The organism is Rhizobium leguminosarum, assembly GCF_001679785.1.
Taxonomy (GTDB): Bacteria; Pseudomonadota; Alphaproteobacteria; order Rhizobiales; family Rhizobiaceae; genus Rhizobium; species Rhizobium leguminosarum_R.
The window spans coordinates 1,986,074-2,006,837 of sequence record NZ_CP016286.1; the positions used below are offsets into that span (position 1 = coordinate 1,986,074).

Annotated in this window: 23 protein-coding genes and 2 pseudogenes; 9 read left to right on the top strand and 16 right to left on the bottom strand. The window is 56.7% G+C overall.

The annotated features are described in order from the left end of the window. Positions 1 to 18: 18 nt before the first annotated feature. From BA011_RS09950 to BA011_RS09975, 6 genes are all read right to left on the bottom strand, one after another. Positions 19 to 441, bottom strand: a complete 423-nt coding sequence (locus tag BA011_RS09950) for a hypothetical protein (protein ID WP_065280322.1) — start codon at positions 439 to 441, stop codon at positions 19 to 21. A gap of 794 nt (positions 442 to 1,235) precedes the next feature. After that, positions 1,236 to 1,568, bottom strand: a complete 333-nt coding sequence (locus tag BA011_RS45015) for a four-helix bundle copper-binding protein (RefSeq protein ID WP_065280323.1) — start codon at positions 1,566 to 1,568, stop codon at positions 1,236 to 1,238. Between the two features lie 16 nt (positions 1,569 to 1,584). After that, a complete protein-coding gene (locus BA011_RS09960; protein WP_065280324.1) occupies positions 1,585 to 2,013 on the bottom strand; it encodes a DUF305 domain-containing protein in 429 nt (142 codons plus the stop codon). A gap of 806 nt (positions 2,014 to 2,819) precedes the next feature. Next, positions 2,820 to 3,320, bottom strand: coding sequence for a transmembrane anchor protein (locus BA011_RS09965; RefSeq protein ID WP_335727675.1), 501 nt, complete (start codon positions 3,318 to 3,320; stop codon positions 2,820 to 2,822). Positions 3,321 to 3,491: 171 nt separating this feature from the next. After that, positions 3,492 to 4,223: a HupE/UreJ family protein gene (locus BA011_RS09970; RefSeq protein ID WP_065280326.1), complete on the bottom strand. Its 732-nt coding sequence runs from the start codon at positions 4,221 to 4,223 to the stop codon at positions 3,492 to 3,494. A 47-nt stretch (positions 4,224 to 4,270) separates the two neighbouring features. After that, a complete protein-coding gene (locus BA011_RS09975; RefSeq protein ID WP_151343431.1) occupies positions 4,271 to 4,684 on the bottom strand; it encodes a hypothetical protein in 414 nt (137 codons plus the stop codon). A 45-nt stretch (positions 4,685 to 4,729) separates the two neighbouring features. On the opposite strand from BA011_RS09975, the gene BA011_RS09980 reads away from it, so the two are divergent. From BA011_RS09980 to BA011_RS41360, 4 genes and pseudogenes are all read left to right on the top strand, one after another. Beyond that, positions 4,730 to 5,005 (top strand): metal-sensing transcriptional repressor, encoded by a 276-nt coding sequence (locus tag BA011_RS09980; protein ID WP_065280327.1) that lies wholly within the window; start codon positions 4,730 to 4,732, stop codon positions 5,003 to 5,005. Positions 5,006 to 5,164: 159 nt separating this feature from the next. Then, a complete protein-coding gene (locus BA011_RS09985; protein ID WP_237352618.1) occupies positions 5,165 to 6,370 on the top strand; it encodes a cation diffusion facilitator family transporter in 1,206 nt (401 codons plus the stop codon). A 23-nt stretch (positions 6,371 to 6,393) separates the two neighbouring features. Next, complete coding sequence (locus tag BA011_RS09990; RefSeq protein ID WP_065280328.1) at positions 6,394 to 6,831, top strand: YqaA family protein; 438 nt, start codon at positions 6,394 to 6,396, stop codon at positions 6,829 to 6,831. Between the two features lie 3 nt (positions 6,832 to 6,834). Then, a pseudogene (locus BA011_RS41360) lies at positions 6,835 to 7,446 on the top strand (sulfite exporter TauE/SafE family protein); the annotation flags it as partial. A 62-nt stretch (positions 7,447 to 7,508) separates the two neighbouring features. On the opposite strand, the gene tnpC reads toward BA011_RS41360, so the two are convergent. The 6 genes from tnpC to BA011_RS10020 all read right to left on the bottom strand — a co-directional run bounded on the left by tnpC (position 7,509) and on the right by BA011_RS10020 (position 14,081). After that, entirely contained in the window at positions 7,509 to 9,116 is a 1,608-nt protein-coding gene (gene tnpC / locus BA011_RS09995; RefSeq protein ID WP_065279183.1) for an IS66 family transposase, read from the bottom strand. A 41-nt stretch (positions 9,117 to 9,157) separates the two neighbouring features. Then, complete coding sequence (tnpB, locus tag BA011_RS10000; protein ID WP_018240906.1) at positions 9,158 to 9,511, bottom strand: IS66 family insertion sequence element accessory protein TnpB; 354 nt, start codon at positions 9,509 to 9,511, stop codon at positions 9,158 to 9,160. Then, a complete protein-coding gene (tnpA, locus tag BA011_RS10005; RefSeq protein ID WP_065282368.1) occupies positions 9,495 to 9,935 on the bottom strand; it encodes an IS66-like element accessory protein TnpA in 441 nt (146 codons plus the stop codon). The genes tnpB and tnpA overlap by 17 nt, the downstream gene beginning before the upstream one ends. Positions 9,936 to 10,194: 259 nt before the next feature. Further along, positions 10,195 to 12,225 carry a bifunctional DedA family/phosphatase PAP2 family protein gene (locus BA011_RS10010; protein ID WP_237352620.1) on the bottom strand — a complete coding sequence of 677 codons (2,031 nt, stop codon included), beginning with the start codon at positions 12,223 to 12,225 and terminating at the stop codon, positions 10,195 to 10,197. Positions 12,226 to 12,301: 76 nt separating this feature from the next. Further along, complete coding sequence (locus BA011_RS10015; RefSeq protein ID WP_065280329.1) at positions 12,302 to 12,853, bottom strand: phosphatase PAP2 family protein; 552 nt, start codon at positions 12,851 to 12,853, stop codon at positions 12,302 to 12,304. Next, positions 12,846 to 14,081: an MFS transporter gene (locus BA011_RS10020; RefSeq protein WP_065280330.1), complete on the bottom strand. Its 1,236-nt coding sequence runs from the start codon at positions 14,079 to 14,081 to the stop codon at positions 12,846 to 12,848. The genes BA011_RS10015 and BA011_RS10020 overlap by 8 nt, the downstream gene beginning before the upstream one ends. Positions 14,082 to 14,393: 312 nt before the next feature. Between BA011_RS10020 and BA011_RS10025 the strand changes: the two genes are divergently transcribed. Beyond that, positions 14,394 to 15,215, top strand: coding sequence for a chromate resistance protein ChrB domain-containing protein (locus tag BA011_RS10025; RefSeq protein ID WP_065280331.1), 822 nt, complete (start codon positions 14,394 to 14,396; stop codon positions 15,213 to 15,215). A 1-nt stretch (position 15,216) separates the two neighbouring features. After that, a complete protein-coding gene (chrA, locus tag BA011_RS10030; protein ID WP_065280332.1) occupies positions 15,217 to 16,629 on the top strand; it encodes a chromate efflux transporter in 1,413 nt (470 codons plus the stop codon). Positions 16,630 to 16,638: 9 nt separating this feature from the next. On the opposite strand, the gene BA011_RS41365 is transcribed toward chrA, so the two are convergent. Further along, positions 16,639 to 16,845 carry a hypothetical protein gene (locus BA011_RS41365; RefSeq protein ID WP_151343433.1) on the bottom strand — a complete coding sequence of 69 codons (207 nt, stop codon included), beginning with the start codon at positions 16,843 to 16,845 and terminating at the stop codon, positions 16,639 to 16,641. Between the two features lie 112 nt (positions 16,846 to 16,957). Here BA011_RS41365 and BA011_RS10035 point away from each other — a divergent pair. The 3 genes and pseudogenes from BA011_RS10035 to BA011_RS41370 all read left to right on the top strand — a co-directional run. Next, positions 16,958 to 17,113, top strand: a pseudogene (locus tag BA011_RS10035) (KUP/HAK/KT family potassium transporter); the annotation flags it as partial. An 89-nt stretch (positions 17,114 to 17,202) separates the two neighbouring features. Continuing rightward, positions 17,203 to 17,574, top strand: coding sequence for a hypothetical protein (locus BA011_RS10040; protein ID WP_065280334.1), 372 nt, complete (start codon positions 17,203 to 17,205; stop codon positions 17,572 to 17,574). 93 nt (positions 17,575 to 17,667) lie between these two features. Continuing rightward, positions 17,668 to 17,808 carry a YHYH domain-containing protein gene (locus BA011_RS41370; RefSeq protein ID WP_151343434.1) on the top strand — a complete coding sequence of 47 codons (141 nt, stop codon included), beginning with the start codon at positions 17,668 to 17,670 and terminating at the stop codon, positions 17,806 to 17,808. A 410-nt stretch (positions 17,809 to 18,218) separates the two neighbouring features. Here the strand turns inward: BA011_RS41370 and BA011_RS10045 are convergent, their stop codons facing one another. From BA011_RS10045 to hxsC, 3 genes are read right to left on the bottom strand one after another with little or no spacing between them, the layout of a single operon-like run. Further along, entirely contained in the window at positions 18,219 to 19,031 is an 813-nt protein-coding gene (locus BA011_RS10045; RefSeq protein WP_151343435.1) for a hypothetical protein, read from the bottom strand. Further along, positions 19,031 to 19,666: a His-Xaa-Ser repeat protein HxsA gene (hxsA, locus tag BA011_RS10050; protein ID WP_065280336.1), complete on the bottom strand. Its 636-nt coding sequence runs from the start codon at positions 19,664 to 19,666 to the stop codon at positions 19,031 to 19,033. Before hxsA ends, BA011_RS10045 begins: the two co-directional genes overlap by 1 nt. After that, positions 19,663 to 20,700: a His-Xaa-Ser system radical SAM maturase HxsC gene (gene hxsC, locus BA011_RS10055; RefSeq protein WP_237352621.1), complete on the bottom strand. Its 1,038-nt coding sequence runs from the start codon at positions 20,698 to 20,700 to the stop codon at positions 19,663 to 19,665. The genes hxsA and hxsC overlap by 4 nt, the downstream gene beginning before the upstream one ends. Between the last annotated feature and the right edge of the window lie 64 nt (positions 20,701 to 20,764).

A 20,764-nucleotide genomic window follows, 5' to 3' on the forward strand; every position in this document is an offset into this window, starting at 1 on the left:
CTTCCGCGCGTCGCCTCCTTATGCGGTCATCAAATCGATGACCCGCATGATCGCGACCGAATTGCTCATGTTCTGGGTGCCTTCTGTCGTATCGGCATTAGCGCAGGTCCAAACATCGCCCTTCTTGACCGTGAACTTTTTTTCGTTCTGAACGACCGAAAGTTCTCCCTCAGTCATATGGCAGAGCATATCGTTCTTCATCATGTTGTCCGGCGTCTTCGCCCCAGGTTGGATAACAACATCCCGCAGTTTCACCATTTTATAAGCTGGTATGACCGAAGCCCGCTCACCGAGCGCGACAACTCTGACACCGGGTCCGATCTCCTCGCCCTCATCGGGGCCGTAAGTCTGGGCGGCTGCTGGCGTCGCCCAGGCGATCAGTGGCGTTGCGGCCGTTGTAAGACCGAGTGCGAGCGCGGTTCTACGATTGACGGCTTCCATTGTTTCCTCCCTAGCCAATTTGTTAGGATGCATCTTATGGATTACTAAAGCAACCTGGGCGCGATCATGGCGGTTGTCAAATCAACTTTTGGGAAATGGCTTGCCGCGTCCTATGGAGGCGTACGGCAAAGTTCCGCCCAATTCGATCATGCGGCGACCGCTAATGAGCGGCCGCAATGGGGCATCTGTGAGCGTTCGGCCGGAACCGATGGACTTTCGCTCGCATTCCGGCCGTCCTGACGTTCGGCGGAGATTGTGGCATTTGCCGCGTCGGAAACAGGCTCTCGCTCATCCCGCTTTGATACTGAAGCGGGGGAGATGCGTCATCCTCCAATGGTAGATGTTGTTAACACCTGTGCGAACGGGATAAGCCATTTACTTTGTTCTATTTCGCCCGCCCATGCTGCCGGAGGACGTGCGTTATCTGCAGTTGACCGACGCCGACCTGTCAGCTCTCGGGCAGCGCTTGAGAGATTGCTTGGTATGTCTTTGCGGTCCTTGGAGGCTTCGCAATGGCGACAGGTGTTCTTTTGATCACCCTCGCCGCTACGGCCTTTCGCTCGCGAGAGCCCATAGCAGTGTTCGGTGCCAGCCTTGGTGGCGCAGCTTCGATTGGGACGATGACAGCCGTCTTTTCGCGGTCAACTCCGACTTCAGGTGAGCACTACTTGGTCTCTTCGCCCTTTGGGCCGCGAGTTTGATCACCTACTGGTTGGAAGGGGCAAAGGCTAACAACGCCTGATGACACAGGGTGTTGGTGGAGAGCACTCTCATCCGTGCTCTCCACCATCTTTTCAAGCCGCCATTTTTGTGCAGCTCTCCGCACAGCGACGGCAAGCCGCTACACACGACTCCATGTCCCCGACACGCTCACAATCCTCCGCGCACTGAGCGCAGATTTCGGCGCACTCTCGGCAGACGTGCTTGTGATGCTCTGAACCAATGAGCATGAAATGAGCCGAAGTTCGGCAGATTTCCGCGCAGGCCATCATGAGCTTGAAATGTTGCGGTTCGGTGTGCTTGCCGCCCATTTCCAGGCAGTGCCCCATGGCCATCGACAAGCACTCACGATAGCAAGCGAGACAATTGTCGATGCAGGCTTTCATTTCGTCTGAAAGGTGATGCATGCTCGTGCTCCCTTCCCTACTTCGCTTCCTTGTCGAGCCACTCATTCATCTCGGCGATTTCTTTGGTCTGCGCCTCGATGATCTTCTGGGCAGCCTTTTTGGCCCATTCGTTGTCACCATATTTCAGCTCAACCTCGGACATGCTGATCGCGCCCATGTGATGGGCGATCATCCCGCAAACGAAGGCGACGTCGGCGTCCTTTTTCATCATGCCTTGCATCATGTTCATGTGCATCGACTTCATGCCTTCCATTGATGCCTTCTGATAGTCGGTCATCATGTCGCCCATGCCCATGTCACCGGACATCATATCCATCTTTGACATGTCCATCTCGGACTTGCACTTTTCCGGATAGGCCATCTCCGCGAAAGAGGCGGCTGGCATAATCACGAGTATTGAAAGAGCGCCTGCTGCAGCGAGCGAATATTTTACGAGAGTTTTCATCTCTATTCTCCTGTTTGGATTCAAATATTTGGTTTCAGCAAATCAGCTAAGGAGCTTTTGGAGGGGGGTGGAAGGCACGCACGAGCAGGAACGGACTAAGTTCGTTCAGGATCGCCGTAACCGGTCGGGGGACGACTGCATGCGCCTCTGCACACGGCGGCTCTGCCAGAATCGGGCAGCAGTGCAAATTGGAGCAGCAACCCGAATGATGAACGGATGTTGGAGCGCGATGGCCAAACTCCGAGACGGACGGGCAATTGTGATTGGCGTTGAATTGCCCAGCCGCCGCCGCGCCGTGGAGGTTCACCATCATGACGCACAGGGCCACAATGCGGGCTAAGCGGTAAAGGATTCTCAGAACAGGCATGGAAGCGCAATTCCTTTCGCGTTCAAACGCGCCTTTCAGAAGATTGTTCCCTCCCCGGCTTTCAAGGATCACCCAGAATCCGAGAACTGCTGTTGTGCCCAGGGTCGCCGCCCTGAGAAGACAGGGGCGATCCTGGCGACTGCGACGGGAATGTCCCGCTTGCGTCGGGGAATACAAAATCTTGAGCGGAAGGTGGAGCCGACTTACCTGCTGAATGGCAGGCAGGGTCGTGCTCAGGTGCTTCGGGAAGTAGTGGCGTTCAGGACGCACCTTATCCTCCAGATTCGCGCGATCAAACAGGCCCGTTCGATTCCCACAATGCGTCTGAAGATTAGCCAATGTTGCAATGTACCCAGCTGCTATCCGGGCTGTGATAGGCTTTCCGAAAACGCGAAGTCGAAGGCCATGCCAGACGTTGCGGCCTGGCATGGCCAAGCGCTTACATCACCTTCTTGATGTCCGAATATGCTCCCGATGTTTTCAGCTTGATTGTGACATCAGCATCAGTCCGGTTGCGCCAGAACCAACCATGCTTACCGTCGAAAGCAGCTTCCAGTTCGCCAGAACCGGATGGCTTAGCTCGCCCCTTCTCGTAGCTGGTTGTTTCACCACTGTTGCCATCGGCATGCATATCGAAGTTTACGACACCGCCTTCCGCGATCCATTCGTAAGTGGCTTTCGCGCCCTTGGTCATCGTCAGCTTAATCTCAGTCGCCTCGCCCGGCTTCAGCGTCACGGACATCTCATCCTGAAGCATTTCCTGAGCGAATGCCGCCCGGACGCCGAATTCATTGATCAGGCGATCCATCAGGCCGGAGCCCTGCTGCGTTGCGGCTCCGGTCGCCGCCGGAACTTTCATCTCCTGCGTTTTCTTAAGATCAGCCTCAGCCTCTTCTGCGAGCTGGGTCTTGATCTCGCCCATCTCGGTTAGACCGAGCACGCTGCCCGTTCCGGTAGGGTCAATTCCGTACTCGGATGGGAGAACGACGGTGACGAGGATGACGGCTGCCGCAGCGGCAGCGATGACTGTCGATTTTACCAGCTGCTTCGACGATGGCAGGTCGCCCGGTGCTGGTGCTTGAGAATTAAACATATCCTGTTTCCTTTCAGATTAGGCGACGAAATAGCCGGTGAGCTGATATCCGATCAGCACGAACCCGGCGGTCATCATGAGGACGTTGGCGGTATAGGCATGGCGGATGAAGCTTGACGTCTTCCGCCAGTAACTCATGCCGATAAGGATGATCGCGAGAGCGATGAGCTGCCCAATTTCCACGCCCAAGTTGAAGGCGAGAAGATTGGGAACGAGGCCATCCTGGGCGATTTCGTATTCCAGGATTTTTGTCGCAAGCCCCAGACCGTGGAAGAAGCCGAAGATGAGAGTGGCGAGCTTCGTGTCTGGCTGGTGGCCGAACCATCGTTGGAATGCCCCGAGGTTATCGAGCGCCTTATAGACGACTGACAGGCCGATGATCGCATCGATCAGGTAGGAGCTGACGTTCCACCCGAAATAGACGCCCAGAAGCATGGTCGTCGAATGTCCAATGGCAAACAGGCTGACGTAGATGCCGATGTGTTTCAGCCTGTATAGGAAGAAAATCACGCCGAAGAGGAACAACAGGTGGTCGTATCCGGTCACCATGTGCTTCGCCCCGAGGTAGATAAATGGTATCAGGTTGACGCCTGTGATTTCCTGGATGTAGCCCTTATCGCCCTCAGCGACGGCATGTGCTGCCGCCGTTCCCGCCCAAGCGAATACCAAAATTAAGACAAGGAAAAGCTGGAGAACGAACGGGCGGGACACAAACCCGCGACCGCCGCCTCCAAGAGGTGGTTGTTTCATATGGAATTTCCGTGATTGCGTTGAACACGTCGCCGGAGCGGCACTTGTCAGATCAACGCCACGGTACGCGGAGGACGATCAATGCCGTAAAGCCGCCCGGCGGCTAATCCCTCGGAAATAACACCATAGGATGGAGTGGACCGGAAGCGAGTTTCCATTTCAACAGCTGCCACAAGGCCTGCTTTATCGTGAGTATGGTCAGCGTGATGATGGTCTGCATTCTTGTCCGACGATATGTCGACGTCGAGATCGCCGTGGCTATGAGTATGAGCATAATCGTGATCATCCGTCTCTACGACAACGGCCACAGAATGCAGCTGCGGGGCATGATCGCCCATCCCAGCAAGCGCCAGGAACAGGACCGCGATCCCCGCCATAAAGACGGTGAGAACGTTAAGCGGTCTTTTAGTCGAGCGAAGCAGCATGGTCGAACTGTTACCCCGCTTCTGGAATTTGGGCAAGGCGATCCACTTGAATTATCCTCTCCAGGGGGATAGGTATGAAAGATGACGGAACATCGACATGACACCCATCCGGAAATTGTCAAACGGCTGAAGCGAGCCGAGGGACATCTCAAAAGCGTGATCGCGATGATCGAAAGTGGCCGACCATGTCTGGACATCGCCCAACAGCTCCAGGCAGTCGAGAAGGCAATCGCCAACGCCAAGCGGACACTGATCCAGGACCACCTCGATCATTGCCTGGATGACGCGGTCGGGCCGCTGGGCGGCGACCAACGGCGGACTATCGACGAGTTCAAGACGATCACAAAATATCTTTGATCAATCAGTGCGCGGCCATCCAGGCGTTGCGACACGGAACAGCAATGTGAGCAGGGCTATGTGGAATAAAGTTCTCGACTGGTTTGGATTTGGCAGCCACGGTCACAGCCACTCCCCCAGGGTCACGATCATCACGGACCGCACGGCCATACGCACGGTGTGATTGACGCAACGATTGCGACAACAGACCGTGGCATCTGGGCGATCAAATGGTCGTTCGTCATCCTTGCCCTGACTGCGGCGATGCAGATTGTGGTGGTGCTAATCTCTGGCAGCGTTGCATTGCTCGCCGACACGATCCACAATGTGGCCGACGCAACGACCGCCATTCCGCTTTGGATCGCGTTTGTCTTGGCTCGCCGAAAGCCAACGAAAACGTTCAATTATGGTTTGGGCCGGGTAGAGGACCTCGCTGGCATCATCATTGTCATGATCATCCTGTTCAGCGCACTCGTCGCTGGCTACCAGGCCATCAGCCGCCTCATCAATCCGGAGCCGATTTCCCATCTCGGCTGGTTGATCGGCGCTGGCGTCATCGGCTTCATCGGTAACGAAGCCGTTGCTGTGTTCCGTATCCGCGTGGGCCGGGAAATCAACAGCGCGGCGCTGATCGCCGACGGATACCATGCCCGCACCGATGGCCTGACCAGTCTCGCGGTCGTCGCCGGAGCCATCGGTGTCTGGCTCGGCTTCCCGCTCGCCGACCCCATTGTCGGCCTTCTGATCACGGTGGCCATCTTCGGTATCGTCTGGCAGTCAGCCCGTTCGGTGCTGACGCGCATGCTTGACGGCGTTGAGCCTGGTGTCGTCGATGAGATCGAACACGCCGCCGCCCACGTCAAGGGCATCGAAAAAGTCACCGGGGCGAAAGCACGCTGGTTGGGGCACAAGCTTCACGTCGATGTCGCAGTGGTCATTGACGAGGGCGTTCTGCTTGCAGAGGCCAACGTCATTACCAGCAGGCTAGAAGGCGAACTCTTCGCCCACATTCCGGCGCTTGCCGTCGCGACCGTCAGGATTGTTGCACCGGAACCGCAGGGACACCATCACGCTCCGGACCCCTTCCAGGTGAATGGCAAGCTGGCACAGGGCCTCCTCGAAATCGTCGATACAGCCGACGGCGAACGTTTCCGCCTCCGCGTATCTCGGCATGCAGAAGGTCTCTCCGCCACCGTGGCCATTAAACGCGACGTAGGTCTGGAACAGCATGCAATGGTGCCCGTCGCAGGTAACCATCATCTCCTGCAAAGCATGGGGGCTCCGGCCGAGCCACACGAATTTGACGCAGAGCTTGTGCTGTCCAATGCTGCGGACAGCGAACGGCTTTCCTTCAAGATGCTTGAGCCCGAGGGGCACCATCATTAGGAACCGGACGCGAGCATTCACGCATGGGTGATCTCGCAGCCTATATGGGCTTGTTTCTCGTCGCGTTCGCGGCGGCGACAATTCTGCCATTTCAGTCGGAGGCGGTCCTCGTCGGACTTCTCCTGACTGGGAACTATCCGACCGCCCTTTTGGTTGCCGTCGCCAGTGCCGGAAACGTCCTCGGGTCTGTTGCGAACTGGCTGCTCGGCATCGGTATCGAGCGCTTCAAGGACAGGGCGTGGTTTCCGGTCAGCGCTCAACGGCTTGCGCAAGCGCAGCGTTGGTACCAACGATATGGAAAGTGGTCATTGCTTGGGAGCTGGCTGCCGATCATCGGCGACCCGCTCACTGTAATTGCTGGCGTGCTGAGGGAGCCGTTCTGGATGTTCCTATTCCTGGTCACAATCGCCAAGGTTTCCCGCTACCTAGTGCTGACGGCCGTCGCGCTGAGTTGGATGTGATCCATGTGGCAGTTCGTCATCGACATCCAGCGCGACATTTATCTGGGCTTCGCCGCCCACATCAAGGCCTATGCCAGCGGAACCGGCTGGAGTGCTTTCCTTGGGTTTCTGCCGATGGGAATCGCCTTCGGAGCCATTCACGCGATGACGCCCGGCCACAGCAAGTCGATCCTCGCGACCTATCTGGCCGGTTCGTCGGCGGGAATGCTTCGCGGCCTTTTGGTATCGCTCGCGCTGTCGTTCATGCACGTCACGATGTCCGTCATCATCGCGCTTTTCTCCCTTCCTTTGGTCTCGATCATGTTCGGCGGCACGGGAGCAGGCTCCTCGCCGATTTTGGAATCGGTGAGCCGAGGATTGCTGGGATTAATTGGCATTTGGATGTTGTGGACCGCCCTATTCCGCGAGCCTCACTCCCACGGCGATCAGCAAGGCATTGTGGTGGGCTTGTCGGCTGGACTGATACCGTGCCCGCTGACGCTTTTTGTCATGACCTTCGCCATTTCGCGCGGCGTACCCGAGGCAGGTATCCTGTTCGCTCTGGTGATGATGGTTGGTGTCGCGTTGACTTTGTCCGCAGTCGCCTTAACTGCGGTGTTCTTCCGCCAGCAGATGATGCACAGTAAGCGCTCATTTCGCTGCGCGTTGACGCAGTGGATTGTGACGCCCGCAGCGGCTTATGCGGCAGTGGATTTGGCGAAGTTAAATGGGAGCAGATCGTCGATATTGGCGCCGTCCGGACGCTGCGGCGATTCGGTAAAGACGTGTCGCAACCAGGTGAATGGCTCGACGCCACAGGCGCGACAGGTCAGCATAAGGCTGTAGATGACAGCGCTTGCCTTGGCCCCGTCGACAGTGTCGCAAAATAGCCAGCTCTTCCTTCCAGTGGCAAAAACTCTGATATCGCGTTCCAATAAATTGTTGTCGATCGGCATCCTGCCGTCTTCGGTGTAGCGGGTCAGATATTGCCACTGGTTTCGCGTATAGGAGATCGCATCGCCGAGCTTGGTGTCGGGCACGACCTTGGGGGCCATCCTGTCGAGCCACTCCTTCAGGGCATCAAGGACTGGAACGCTATGCTTCTGGCGCAAGCGCCGGATGCAATCGGCCTGCGTTTCGCCGTCATCCGGCTTTTCGTCCCGCACCTGCCTTTCAATCCGATAGAGCTGGTCGAAGAACTTCAATGCCTGCGCGGGCGGCCCGCTTTGTTTCTTCCCGGCCTTGAAGGCGTTGACGAAGCGTCGCCTGGCGTGAGCCATACACCCGACATGCGTTGCGCCCTTCAGGGTGCGCCAGCCCTGATAGCCGTCGCTCATCAGGATGCCGCGATAGTCACCAAGGAAAGTCTGCGGATGCACCTGCCCACGACCGGGCTGATATTCGAGCAGCACAACCGGTTCGACACTATCCTGCCCGCTGCGATAGGCCCAGATGTAGGACTCGTCAGTTGCTTTCCTGTCCTTTTCCTTCAGCACCTGCACCGTGGTCTCGTCACCGTGAATGACGTTCTGCGACAAGAGCCGCTGCTTCAGTGCATCGTAGATGCGAACGAGGTGCTTTTCGCTGGACCCGATCACCCAATGGCCAAGAGCGCCACGGCTGACAGGGACGCCAGCGCGCTCGAAGGCCTGTGCCAGGCGATAGAGCGGTGTGCCGTCGACATATTTATGAACAAGAGCAAAGGCCAGCGTCGAGGCCGTGGCAATGCTCCCCGGCAAGGGCTGTGCGGGCATCGGCGCGATGATAACGGGAGTGCTGATATCGGTGCGCTCGCAGTTGCGGCAAGCATACTTGGCCCGGGCATTCTGCAGCACCGTGGCCTTCACCTCGATATGCAGCTGCTCGGTGACGAGTTCGCCCATGCGATGCAACGGATGGCGGCAGCACGGACAGGTCTTCTGATCGTCGGCAAGGTCATATTCAACGCGTTGGCGGGGCAAATTTGCCGGAAGAGGTTTACGCCCGCGCTTGCGGCCTTCGGGCTTTTCCACCTCTGGCAATCCCGTGTCGGGAAGCTCAGTGGCGTCGGTCTCGTCACAGTCGGCCAAGCCCTCATCAGCATCGGCCTCGAGAGCGGCGTTCTCGGCTTCATTGAAGACGCGATCCATATGCTTTTCGCTGCGCGGCGCAAAACGATGCAGTTGTGCAAGCGCCAGTTCTTCCTCGAGCTTGAAGACACGCTGCTCAAGGGCGTCTCTCTCAGCCCGCAGCGCGACGTTCTCGGCAGCATTCGCCGCCAGAAGCGCCATCAGTTCCGCAACGGTCGGGGTGCCGGCTCGTGTCATCGTAGCTTTGAATCTGAGCCGCCCCGCTCCGTCAACAGCCTTCAGCCGACAAACTCATATTGCCGAACAGGATGGCGCACCATCGCGTCGAGATCGATGCCGTCAAGCAGCCAGCGCAACTGTTCGGTATCGAGCGTCACGACCGGCGCCTCGCGGCGGGGCCAGCGAAACCGGTCTTCGGACAAGGCTTTCAATACAAGCACGAACCCTGACCGCTCGAAGAACAGGAGCTTCATCCGGGTGCGCCGGCGGTTGCAAAAGACAAAGACAGCACGCTCGAACGGGCTCAGGCCCATCGACTGCTCGACCAGGATCGCCAGGCTGTTGATCCCCGCACGAAAGTCGATCGGGTCCCGGTGAAGATAGACGCGAAGATCGTCAGCCAGCCGGAACATTGCACCGCCCCAGAATTTCGATCATCGCCGAAAGAGCCCGCTCATCCACATCCTCAAGCTCAAGCCGCACACCATTTGGCAAAGACGCCATCAGCCGCATTCCTGCCGATGATGGCCGGGCCGGCATGTCGGGCTGCCGCGCAATCGGCGACGCTGCAACCACAGGAACAAAGGCCGACGTTTCCTGCCCTGCAGCAGCCGTCAAACTACCCTGGGCCTGCCGATCTCGGCGAAGCTTCACCCAGTTGCGTAACTGATTGGCGTTGACGCCGTGCGCCAGTGCCAGACGGGCAACCGATACGCCGGGCTTCATTGCGGCGTCGATCAGCCGGTCTTTCTCGACCGGATCGAAACGCCGCTTCCCGTTGGGAAGAACCTTCACTGCCCGAAGACCCCCTGAGCCCTTCAAGTTATCCAATGTCATTGTGTCCACAGTCTCCCTTGTGGACACAGACTCCCTCATTCGCCGTTCAGTGAACAGGTGCGGGGAATTGTGCGCTTACGATGCACATGTTCGAGACCCGGCCCAAGCTGATATCGCACCTGACCAAGGGCCTTCAGGCACTATCGGGTGCCATTTTGATTCTGGTCGCCGCGCACGAACTTTGGTGGCGATAGTCAGCGGCCATAAACGATTCTGCTTGGGGAATCGGATTGGCGAAGGAACAACGCGGTACGAGCTTTCATCTGCCGGACAGTTTTCTTTCGCGGGCAAGCAATGTTCTGCCGTCCCAGTTGTCATCCTCAGTGTTTGCGTCTCGCCTAGCCACCCGAAGCTCTGGAAGAGCCTGACTCAACGCGTTTCGAGGGCCATTAACGTCACTTTTCGCTGTCGGATATGCAGCTACCCAGAGAAAAGAAGTTGGCGTTTCCTCGACAACCGATCCCAACCAAAGTTCGGCCTGGGTGTCATTCAATTGCTTGTCCGCCCGCCAGACGCGAAGGACGTATCGGTTCCCACCGGGGTCTGTTCCGCTCGCGCGAATAAGGGTCATTGAAGGCAACCGTCCACGCTCGGGATGAGTCACGACGGGAAGTGACATCAGTTTAGGTGACGACGTGAGCCATTGCAGCGAGTTGGTTACAGTCCAGTTGGGCGGCATGCGCCATTCAGCACCCTCAAGGGTGTTTCGGAGTTCGTCCAATGTGCCTGCCCATTGCAGCGTGAAAGGTTCTTCGCTTTCCCCGGTGATATCGACGCGGCGAGCGGGTAGTTCCTGCCAACCTGTATTCCACCAATCGGCGACTTCCGCCCTCGGAGCCACGTCCTTAACGGCATAACGCTGAACGTCCCGCTGATAGTGACGGGCGATATTGAAACCACCGGCAGTGACAAGAGCGATAATGGTGACGACCAGAATGCCGCTCGTTTTATCCTCAGAGGACCGATGGTACTCGTAAGCGATGCTCAGGACCGCCAGCCACGTCACGGCGAAAGCCAAGCCGCCTGCAGCGTCGGAGAACCAATGCGCACCAAGATAGACGCGTGAGAACGCAATCAGAGTGATTAGCACGGCCGCTGCAAATGCCACGGTCACGCGCCCAGCAGGCGGCAGACTTCGGCCAATGAGAAATGCGAGAAAACCATAGAGGACAGCATTTGTGGTGCTATGACCGCTTGGAAAGGAAAAGTTGCTCCAGCCTTCGTATAGCTCCGAAACCGGGCGGGCACGATGAACTGTCACCTTTATGATGGTGTTGAACACCGAACCGGCGGCAACCGCCGCCAGAAAATAGGCGGATGTACCCCATGCACGCCTCCAGACCAGCCAAAGCAGAACAGCAATGGTGACAGGAACGACGACGGTAGTGTCGCCCAGTTCCGTGAAACCGATCATCACGGAGTCGCCCCATGATGTTCTCAGGCCTTGGAGTAGCTGGAAAACAGCGACATCGAAATTAACGAGCGGATCGCCGGTCACGACGTCTTCTAGGATTCCGAAAAACAACCATCCTGCAGCGATCAACAAAAGGAAGAGTCCGGCAAGCAGCGCGGATTCGCGTTTTTCCGGATCGATCAGTGAAGCCATCTGGTTGCTAAGCCAACTGTCATGGGTACTGGCCCATAATCTCAATTCACTCAAACCTGACTGAAGGACGGGGACCCCACGCCGAATTCCCAGCATCACCAACCGTATTGTCAGCCAGACGAGCAGACAAAGAATGGCGACCAGGCTCGCCAACCTGACGGCAGCTTCTCCGGCCGAATGAACGTAGGCCCCGAGCGCTACACCCGGCAAGATATGCAGTGGTGCCCAGATGAGCGCCGACAGAATGTTTGAGACATAGAAGCGACCGACGGGCATTTTCAGCATCCCCGCGACCAAGGGAACAAAGGCGCGGACACCAGGCGTGAAACGCGCCAGAAAGACACTCTTGCCACCATGCCTTTTGAAGAACGCTTCGCTTCTTTCGATTAGCTGCGGATATCGTCGGAATGGCCATCTCGTCAGGATTTGCTCGTGATAGCGGTGCCCCAGCCAGAAGGACAGGCCGTCGCCGATCATTGCGCCGATCAGCGCCGCAACGAGCAGTGGAAATAGTTTCAACACACCCGACGGCACAAGTGCAGCGAGGCCGACGATGATAGCGGTTCCCGGAACCACGGCACCTAGTACCGGAAGAGATTCAGAGAGTGCCAGCAGCAGGACAAGGCCGTATGCGAGATGCGGGTGCATTTCGACGAAGCTTGTGAATGCGCTGACGTACGACAAATGAATTCCTCATGAGACCAATGGGAGACGGGATTTGAGCGGTGCTTGCTTTTTTGATGGCCCTCGATGAGTGCTCTTAGAGTATTCCAGTGACCATGCGGTCAACGCGCGTTCCTGGCTTGTAGAAGACAACGATAGTTCCGGCGGCCAGTATTCCGGTGAGCGCACCACCCAAGACATCGCTTGCATAGTGCGTCCCAATGTAGACGCGTGAGAAAGCCACCAAAATTGCGGCTGATAGGAACGCCAGCCCTCGCCTCTCCATCCCATGGAAGAGAAATGCCGCTGCAACGGCGAACGTCGCGGTTGCGTGATCTGATGGAAAAGACGGGTCGGCGCTTCGCTCGATGATAAGATGGGTGATACCGCCATCGTAGGGGCGTATGCGACTGAGAAACAGAAGAATGATCTGATTGACGCCAAGGCCCAGCAGAAAAGACAGCCCTGCCGCGACAAGAACATGCCGGATGTATAACCTGTCGGACTTCCGCCACCATTGCACAGCGACAGCCAGCACAAGCAGTGGGACGCCAATTGAAGAGACAAGAACCATGAACTGATCGGCAAGGCCGTTCCGACCCGCCAGGCCATTGATCGCCTGCGTCATCCAAACATCGAGTTCATACATCCGTTGCTCCTTCTACCGTTTGCCTTGTCCGCAACCATCGCCTGCTCAGCAATAAACCGGCCCCTGCCAATGCCGCGAAGCTCGCGCCTGCCAGGAACGTTCCCTGTGGTCCGGAGGTGTCCCATAGTGCGCCTGCCACTACGCTGGCGATCAGCAGTGCCACCCCTGCAGTGAGATTGAAGATACCAAAAGCAGTGCCTCGAAGTTCAGCGGGGGCGGCATCGGCAACGAAAGCCGCCAGCACGCCTTGGCTGAACCCCATGTGGAGCCCCCACAAAACAACACCAACTCCCAGGCCGAGCAGTCCGGGAATGAAAGCAAGACAAAGATCGGCGGCGACAAGCAGTGCCAGACCCATCATCAGCAAGCTAGCCCTATCAACCCGATCCGCCATGACACCGATGGGATATGCCGACAACGCGTATGAGATGTTCATGACGATGAGAACAAGTGGCACGAACATGAGCGACAAGCCGACCGCCTGCGCATTAAGGATCAAAAACGCTTCACTGAATCGGGCAAGGGTGAAGACGGCGGATAAACCGACGACGACCCAGTAGTTTAAAGGTAAGCGGACAAGCTCGGAGCGGCTGAACGGCATGCGAACCCATCGCAACCCCGGCTGTCGCTCCGGCTCTCTGACAGCGAAAACAACCGAGAGAAATGACAGGGCGGCCGGGATAACAGCGATCCAGAAAACGATGGCAAACTGATCGGCGGTCCACCACATCAATCCAAGCGCCAGCAAAGGCCCAAGGAATGCACCTATTGTATCGAGCGACTGGCGAAGGCCGAAACTGGCACCCCGAAGATGAACAGGACTGATGTCGGCGATGAGCGCGTCACGGGGCGCTCCCCTGATACCTTTTCCAACTCTATCGATGAACCGCGCCGAGATGAGCCAACTGATCGAGGGCGCGAGCGGAAACACCGGCTTGGTCAGCGCCGCCATACCGTAACCAACTGCAACAAGCAGTTTTCGTTTTCCAAGCCAATCGCTGAGAGCGCCGGAAAAAACCTTCGTGATGGAGGCTGTCGCTTCGGCAATGCCTTCGATGATCCCGACCGTCAGCGCCGAGGCTCCGAGCACCGTAACCATGTAAACTGGCAGCAGTGCGTGGATCATCTCGGATGAAACATCCATCAGCAAAGACACAAAGCCGAGCGCCCAAATTCCCTTTGGGATTTCGCGCCAAATTGACGGCCTGGTGCTGGAAATGCTGGCCATTCTCAAAAAACCTTTCAGAGCAAACCGCAACGTATGTCAGGGCAATCAGGATACTTACAGATTTGGATCGCCATACAACGCTGACAGCTTCCTGTCCGGATTATCTGACAGGGGGCTGAATGGGCTTGTCCGTAGATCAAGAACGTTGAGTGCTACGGCCTTTTAACGGGTGGTGACGATTGCATAACAGTCGGCCAAGCGCTTGACAGTATCGGGAGATCGTTTCAAAACACCGTCCATGGGGTCGCGATCACCCCACGAGGCGACAGCCGAAGTATCGCGTCCAACAACCGATCAACGGAAGGACGCGTCATGTCTACCTACTTGGAAATATCCCCCGACAAACTTGCCCGGCTTATTGGCACGCCGACTTGCCCGGCGCTCATCGACGTCCGTATAGACGAGGACTTCGATGCCGATCCGAGACTAATCCCCGGCTCCGTCCGGCGGGACTACCGCACACTCGATACCTGGATCGGCTCGCTCGCTGGAGCCTCGGCGATAATCATCTGCCAGCGCGGCCAGAAGCTCAGCCACGGTGTTGCAGCGTGGCTGCGGCAGACCGGAATACCAGCAGACAGTCTGGAAGGCGGCTTCGAGGCATGGATCGCCCAAAAGCTCCCCGTCGTTCCCGTGAGACTCCTGCCTCCTCGGAATGCCGCCGGGCAGACTGTCTGGGTCACGCGTGCGCGGCCCAAAATCGACCGGATCGCCTGCCCCTGGCTCATCCGCCGCTTCGTCGATCCGAGCGCCGTCTTCCTGTTCGTGCCGCCATCCGAGGTCGAACTGGTCGCAGACCGCTTCGGGGGCGCTCCGTTCGACATTGAGGCGGACATCAAATGGAGCCATCGCGGCGAGCTTTGCACCTTCGATGTCATGGTAGAGGAATTTGCTATCTCGTCCCCACCCCTCCTCCGTTTGGCAACCATTGTGCGCGGGGCAGACACATCCCGTCTCGATCTAGCCCCCGAGGCACCCGGCCTGCTTGCGGCTTCGCTTGGGCTCTCGCGGATGTTTGCCGACGATCACGAGCAACTGGAAGCGGGTCTCCTTCTATACGATGCCTTCTATCGCTGGTGCAGGGATGCAACAGACGAGACGCACAATTGGCCAGCCGGAAAAAAGGGAGCCTGATATGACCGACATTATTGATCAGGCCGCCCCGTCTGCGGCCCCGAAAACCTACGACCACGGCATCTCGTTCGGCGAAGCCTTCCGCGTCTGGCTACGGATTGCTGCGCTGAGCTTCGGCGGTCCGGCAGGACAGATCGCAGTCATGCACCGTATACTCGTCGACGAAAAGCGCTGGATCGGTGAGCATCGCTTCCTGCACGCCCTCAACTACTGCATGCTGCTGCCAGGCCCGGAGGCGCAGCAGCTCGCCATCTACATCGGATGGCTCCTGCACCGGACGGCGGGTGGCCTTGTGGCAGGCATCCTCTTCGTTCTTCCTGGGTTTCTCGCTATCCTCGCCCTCAGCTACATCTATGCGGCCTTCGGCAATGTTACCGTGGTCGAAGGGCTGTTCTTTGGACTGAAGGCTGCGGTGCTCGCCGTCGTCGTTCAGGCGGTGTTCCGGATTGGCAGCCGAGCGCTCAAGAACAGGTTGATGGTTGGGATCGCGGCGGCCGCCTTCGTCGCGATCTTCGTGTTCCGGATGCCTTTCCCGCTGATCATCCTGACGGCAGGCATCGTCGGCTACATCGGCGGCCGCTCCGGTTCGCCGCTGTTCCGTGTCGGCGGCGGACACAAAGCTGAGTCTGGGCCGACCTTGAAGGACGAGGACTCCGCACTGGGTGAACAGACGCCAGCCCATGCTCGTCCAAACCTTGCCTGGTCGCTCAAGGTGTCGGTCGTCTTCCTCGTGCTCTGGCTGGTCCCGCTCGCGTTTCTCTACATCTATCTCGGTCCGAACGACGTCTTCACCCAGATCGGCGTCTTCTTCAGCAAGATGGCTGTGGTGACCTTCGGCGGAGCCTACGCCGTTCTCGCCTATGTTGCCCAAGAAGCTGTCCAGCACTTTGGATGGCTGAAGCCCGGCGAAATGCTGGATGGCCTCGGAATGGCGGAGACGACACCGGGGCCTCTAATAATGGTGGTCCAGTTTGTTGGCTTTATGGGCGCTTACCGCGATCCGGGTTCAATCAGTCCGATGATGGCAGCGACCCTTGCGGCGATCCTGACAACATGGGTGACGTTCATCCCGTGTTTCCTGTGGATTTTCCTCGGAGCGCCATTCATCGAAAAGCTGCGCGGTAACGTCGCTCTGACGGGCGCGATGTCGGCGATCACTGCGGCTGTCGTTGGCGTCATCCTTAACCTTGCCGTTTGGTTTGCCCTACACACGCTGTTTGCGCAGGTCACCACCCGGCACGTAGGGCCAATCTCATTCGAAGTTCCGGTCATGGCTTCGCTTGTGTTTCCGTCACTGTTATTATCGCTAGCAGCGGCCGTCGCCATTTTCCGCTTCAACGCATCGGTGATCGGCACGCTGCTGGTCAGTGCCCTGGCGGGCATGGCCTGGACCTTGAGCAACGGGTTTCTCTGACATTAATACCTACCTTGCCTCGTCGAATTTATTCAAGAAGGAGACTATTCTTGAGACGAGGCAAGCCTGGCGCGGCTCAATGGATTGTGCGCAGGAAAACTTGGTATCGAATGCCACCATTTCGGATGCCTGCGATAAATCCCCCGCTTCCGGCGTGGTTTTCGCGCACGACGACAATCCTGCAGCCACCGCAAACATGATGACCAGTGCTCTCATGTAGGCATTCCTCCTCGTGTCCAGAAGCAAAGCAAAATCGCGCTTTTGACGCAAGCTGTCTTTACTTCACAGCCGAGGTTGATTGCGGATCGAGACAGAACGCTCCATATGTGGACGGCGCAAGCTGGTCGGCGACCCCAATTCCGGCCTGCCCGCCTGGCAGGACCGGCTCTATATCGAGATGACGGAGACGGCTATCGACCCATCTGACTATTTCTATCTTCCAACAAATGGGGTGATGGAGATAGGCGAACACGTTACGATTTAGCCGCCATCCTTCGCCCGCTTGGTCCGCTATCTCGACAAAGCCATTTTGCTTTGTTCAACTCGTTCAATCTTGATTCCGGAACCGTCATCATGAAGCCGCTCATTTCCACGTGTGCCCTATTCTTAAGCATCGCAGCACCCGTTTGGGCCGATGACTACGACACTCTTTACCGTGGCCTCACGGCGGCATCTTACCGGCATTTGCAAACCACCTACAATTGCCGGGCGGCTTTAGGTCCTTCTGCCTACCGCGAAGCAAGGATTACTGCCGAAAACGTTCTGCGGATATCGGGGGTGGCGACTGACATCGCTCTGAACGAAGTGGACCGGATGGTGGCTAAAATCGAAACCGGCGAATCCGATACTAACCGGACATCGCTGAACCCATGCCTCGACAACACCCGTCGCTCACTTTCCAACGTCCGCGCCTGGCAGAAAAAAGTGGCGGTATACTGGCAATAGCCGCTACGCCACGACAGCCAACACGATTTTAGGTTGCATCCAATTGACATCAGCACACCACCCTGAAAGGAATGATTTTTTGGGGGAGTTAAAATGCTGAAATTTACACTGAAAATCACTTTGGCGCTCATCGCGCTCGCGTCTACTGTTGCACCTGCGCTCTCGCACGGGGGTGGAACAGACAAAAACGGCTGCCATAACGACAGAAAATCCGGCGGCTATCACTGCCATTAAAGCTATTCCAGTCGTACCTCATATCGTAAATTGGTGGCTATTCAGTCTCCAAGAGTGAAACTGTGATCATGAAAAGCTATCCCAATATTCTGCCAGCCGCCCGGGAATTCTAGGTCAATGGCTGGCGGAAGGGGAGGATGTTGCTCGCCTTTCGTTCAACCGCAAAAATATATCCGTATTAATGGAATGAGAACGGGCCTGGTCTCGTATACCTTCATATGGACTCCAACAAACGCCAGTTTAATGTCGTCGGACAGCTTGTCTCGGTCAGACGCTATGCACGATCTCTTGTGTGCAACCGAGCGACGCCGAAGACCTCGTTCACGAGGCCTTAGTGAAAGCCTACGAGCACCGCCTGACTATTGTCCTGTTGGCAAACTTTGGCTGGCTGCTTGTCGGGTAGATTAGCGCTAGCGCTTGCAGGGATAAAGGTTGACGTCGCCCACTCTCATTATGAGGCCATCCATGGAATAGTTCTGGGACGTGTCGTAGTGCTCGCCCTCGCCCTCGCAGGAAAGATTCAGTTGCGTTTCCGTCTTGGAGACAATCTTGCAACCGAATTCAGAACCGACATATTTCGTATTGTCGAGATACCATACGCCATCTTGAGTCAGGTCGTTCGGGGTTAAGCTGCCGGAGGTCTTGTACCGAGCGCAAAAGGCGGGAATTGCATACATCGCTCCAACAATCTCAACCTCCGGAACTTCAACCATCGTATCCGCCTCCTGGACCGCTTTGTCTTTTCGGCAAGATAGGAATTTGTAGATATTGGGGAGCAACACCCGCTCCTGGTTCCCGGGCTGAAATCCGTTGAACCAGTTAACATCAGCGCCGTTGGTGTAATAAAGCTTTTGACCAAGCCCCGCGAAAATCACCCAATCAGCTAAGCCGTCGCTGTCTGCATCGATTGTTTCCAAAACCACATCGGTTGTTTCGTCATCGCCTGTTAGGCCACTGGCATTCCTGACCATTCCATAGCATGTGGACGCGCCGTTAGAACAGGTAACAGAGCCCCGCGCCCGCCAGGCAAGCTGAGAGCCGCGCCACTCTTCAAAGTAAATATTTGATCCGTAGTTGATTCCGTCGGTGCCGTAGACAATGTGGCGGACGCCTTGCCCCTCATTCGACCAGATCGCGGTACTATTGGTGCAATTTGCGTAAACGCCAGTTCCGCCAAAAACGGTCAAAAAGCCCGCAATCATCAGTCTCGCAGCATTTCCCATCAATAGGCTCTGATATTCAACGAGTTGAGGACTTCGGGCGTTATGGTGCCAGTGACTTTGATGCCGTAGTCCTCCTGCATCTTGGCCAAAGCAACCTTTGACTGCGGTCCAATTTTGCCGTCGATGACACCTTGGTAGTAGCCAAACAGGGTCAATGCGTTTTGAACCTGGATAACGATTTGCCGAAATCTGTCCGAATTCCCTGGCAGGACTTTCGTCTCCTGCGTTTGTGGAACTGGCGGAAAATAGGTCGGGTCAGAATCCGTTGAGCTTGTATTGGGTGTCACCTGATATGTGTCCACCTGGTTGGTGTTCGGCAACAGCTGATGCGTGTCCGGCTGGGCTTGATAAATTCGTCGTTTTGGTATGACCGGCGGGTCATATCGCGGCAAAGTTCGAGTAACGTATCCACCGCCGCTCGACGAGCGGTGACTGGAATGACTGGAATGGGAGCTGTGGCTTGAATGTGAGCGATGCCCTGCAAGCGAATAAACGTGGTTGAGCCGCAAACGTTCGAAAATTGAAACAGAGAAGGTTTTCTTCGCAACTAGTCCGGTCGCCGGAGCCGCCTCAGACTTGGACGGCAAGAATCCCGCCGCCAGAAACGACGGTATAAGGAACAACCCTTTTTTCATATTTGCCCCAGCTCACTAAACCCCTCGGTGTGACTATACCACTCAAAAAAACCACCACAAGCTGAGCGAGCAGAGCAGTCTTCACAGAAGTCGAGATATTTTCGCTTCCAATCCGAAATCGTCGATGGTGCGAATTGTCTATACGGCACTGGTACCGAGCAAAGCGGAAAATTAAACAGGGAGACAGCAATCCCCTTCGCCGTTGCCAGATTGATCGCCGACCTAATCTTCGTAAAGTCTGAGGACGTGTCTCGGAACGTCTTATGCCAATTCATCCGACCGTAGCCGATCCGTTCAAGCTGCATCAGTGCCCAGACAGAAATGAATGGCGTGCGATTGACGACGTAATTCGCCAGGTAGCGCAGATTCTCCCAGTTCTGCTGGGTCACGACCGTGCGCAACTCAACGGAAGCTCCCGCACGCATCAGAAGAGAAAGATTCCGCTCCAGTCTGTGAAACGCTCCTGGTTTGCCCACGATATCGTCGTGCAATTCAGCTTCAGACGCATAAAGCGGAATTCCCCACAAGACACGATCAAGGCCGATTGCATCCAGACTGCTGATGTCGTCCGGCTCAAAATGCTGCGCGTTGGTCAAAACATGGAAACGCAAATCGGGACGAGCGGAAGCAGCAGACGCCAGAAATTCGAACAGCCGATCCTTGTGCAGCAGGGGCTCACCACCGGATATCCCGATATAGACTCCAGACGGGGCCAACGTCGCGGCAATGGCGAATTGATCAAAAAGATCGACATGATGCTTTTTCGGCGGCTGCGAGCACATGACGCACAGCTGATCGCATTGTTCTGTTACCAGCAGCGTGTTGTGTCTCGATGAGGCTCGAATGAGCCTGTGCGCACTCCCCTGCCCGGGTAAAATCATAAGCACGTCGCCATCCAGCGGCATATCTGCAGTGGCGTGAACCAGAACTGAAAACCCGAGATATTCATACTCGCGATAGTCGCTCTCCTGTCGAATGAGATGAGCGTCCTGTTCGGAGGGGTCTGTCCGGTCGCTTTCACATAGCCGCAGCACCAATGGTTCGTATGCGGCGTCTCCACCCCATTGATTTTGCGGTTGTAGCGGTCAGGTCTATCGC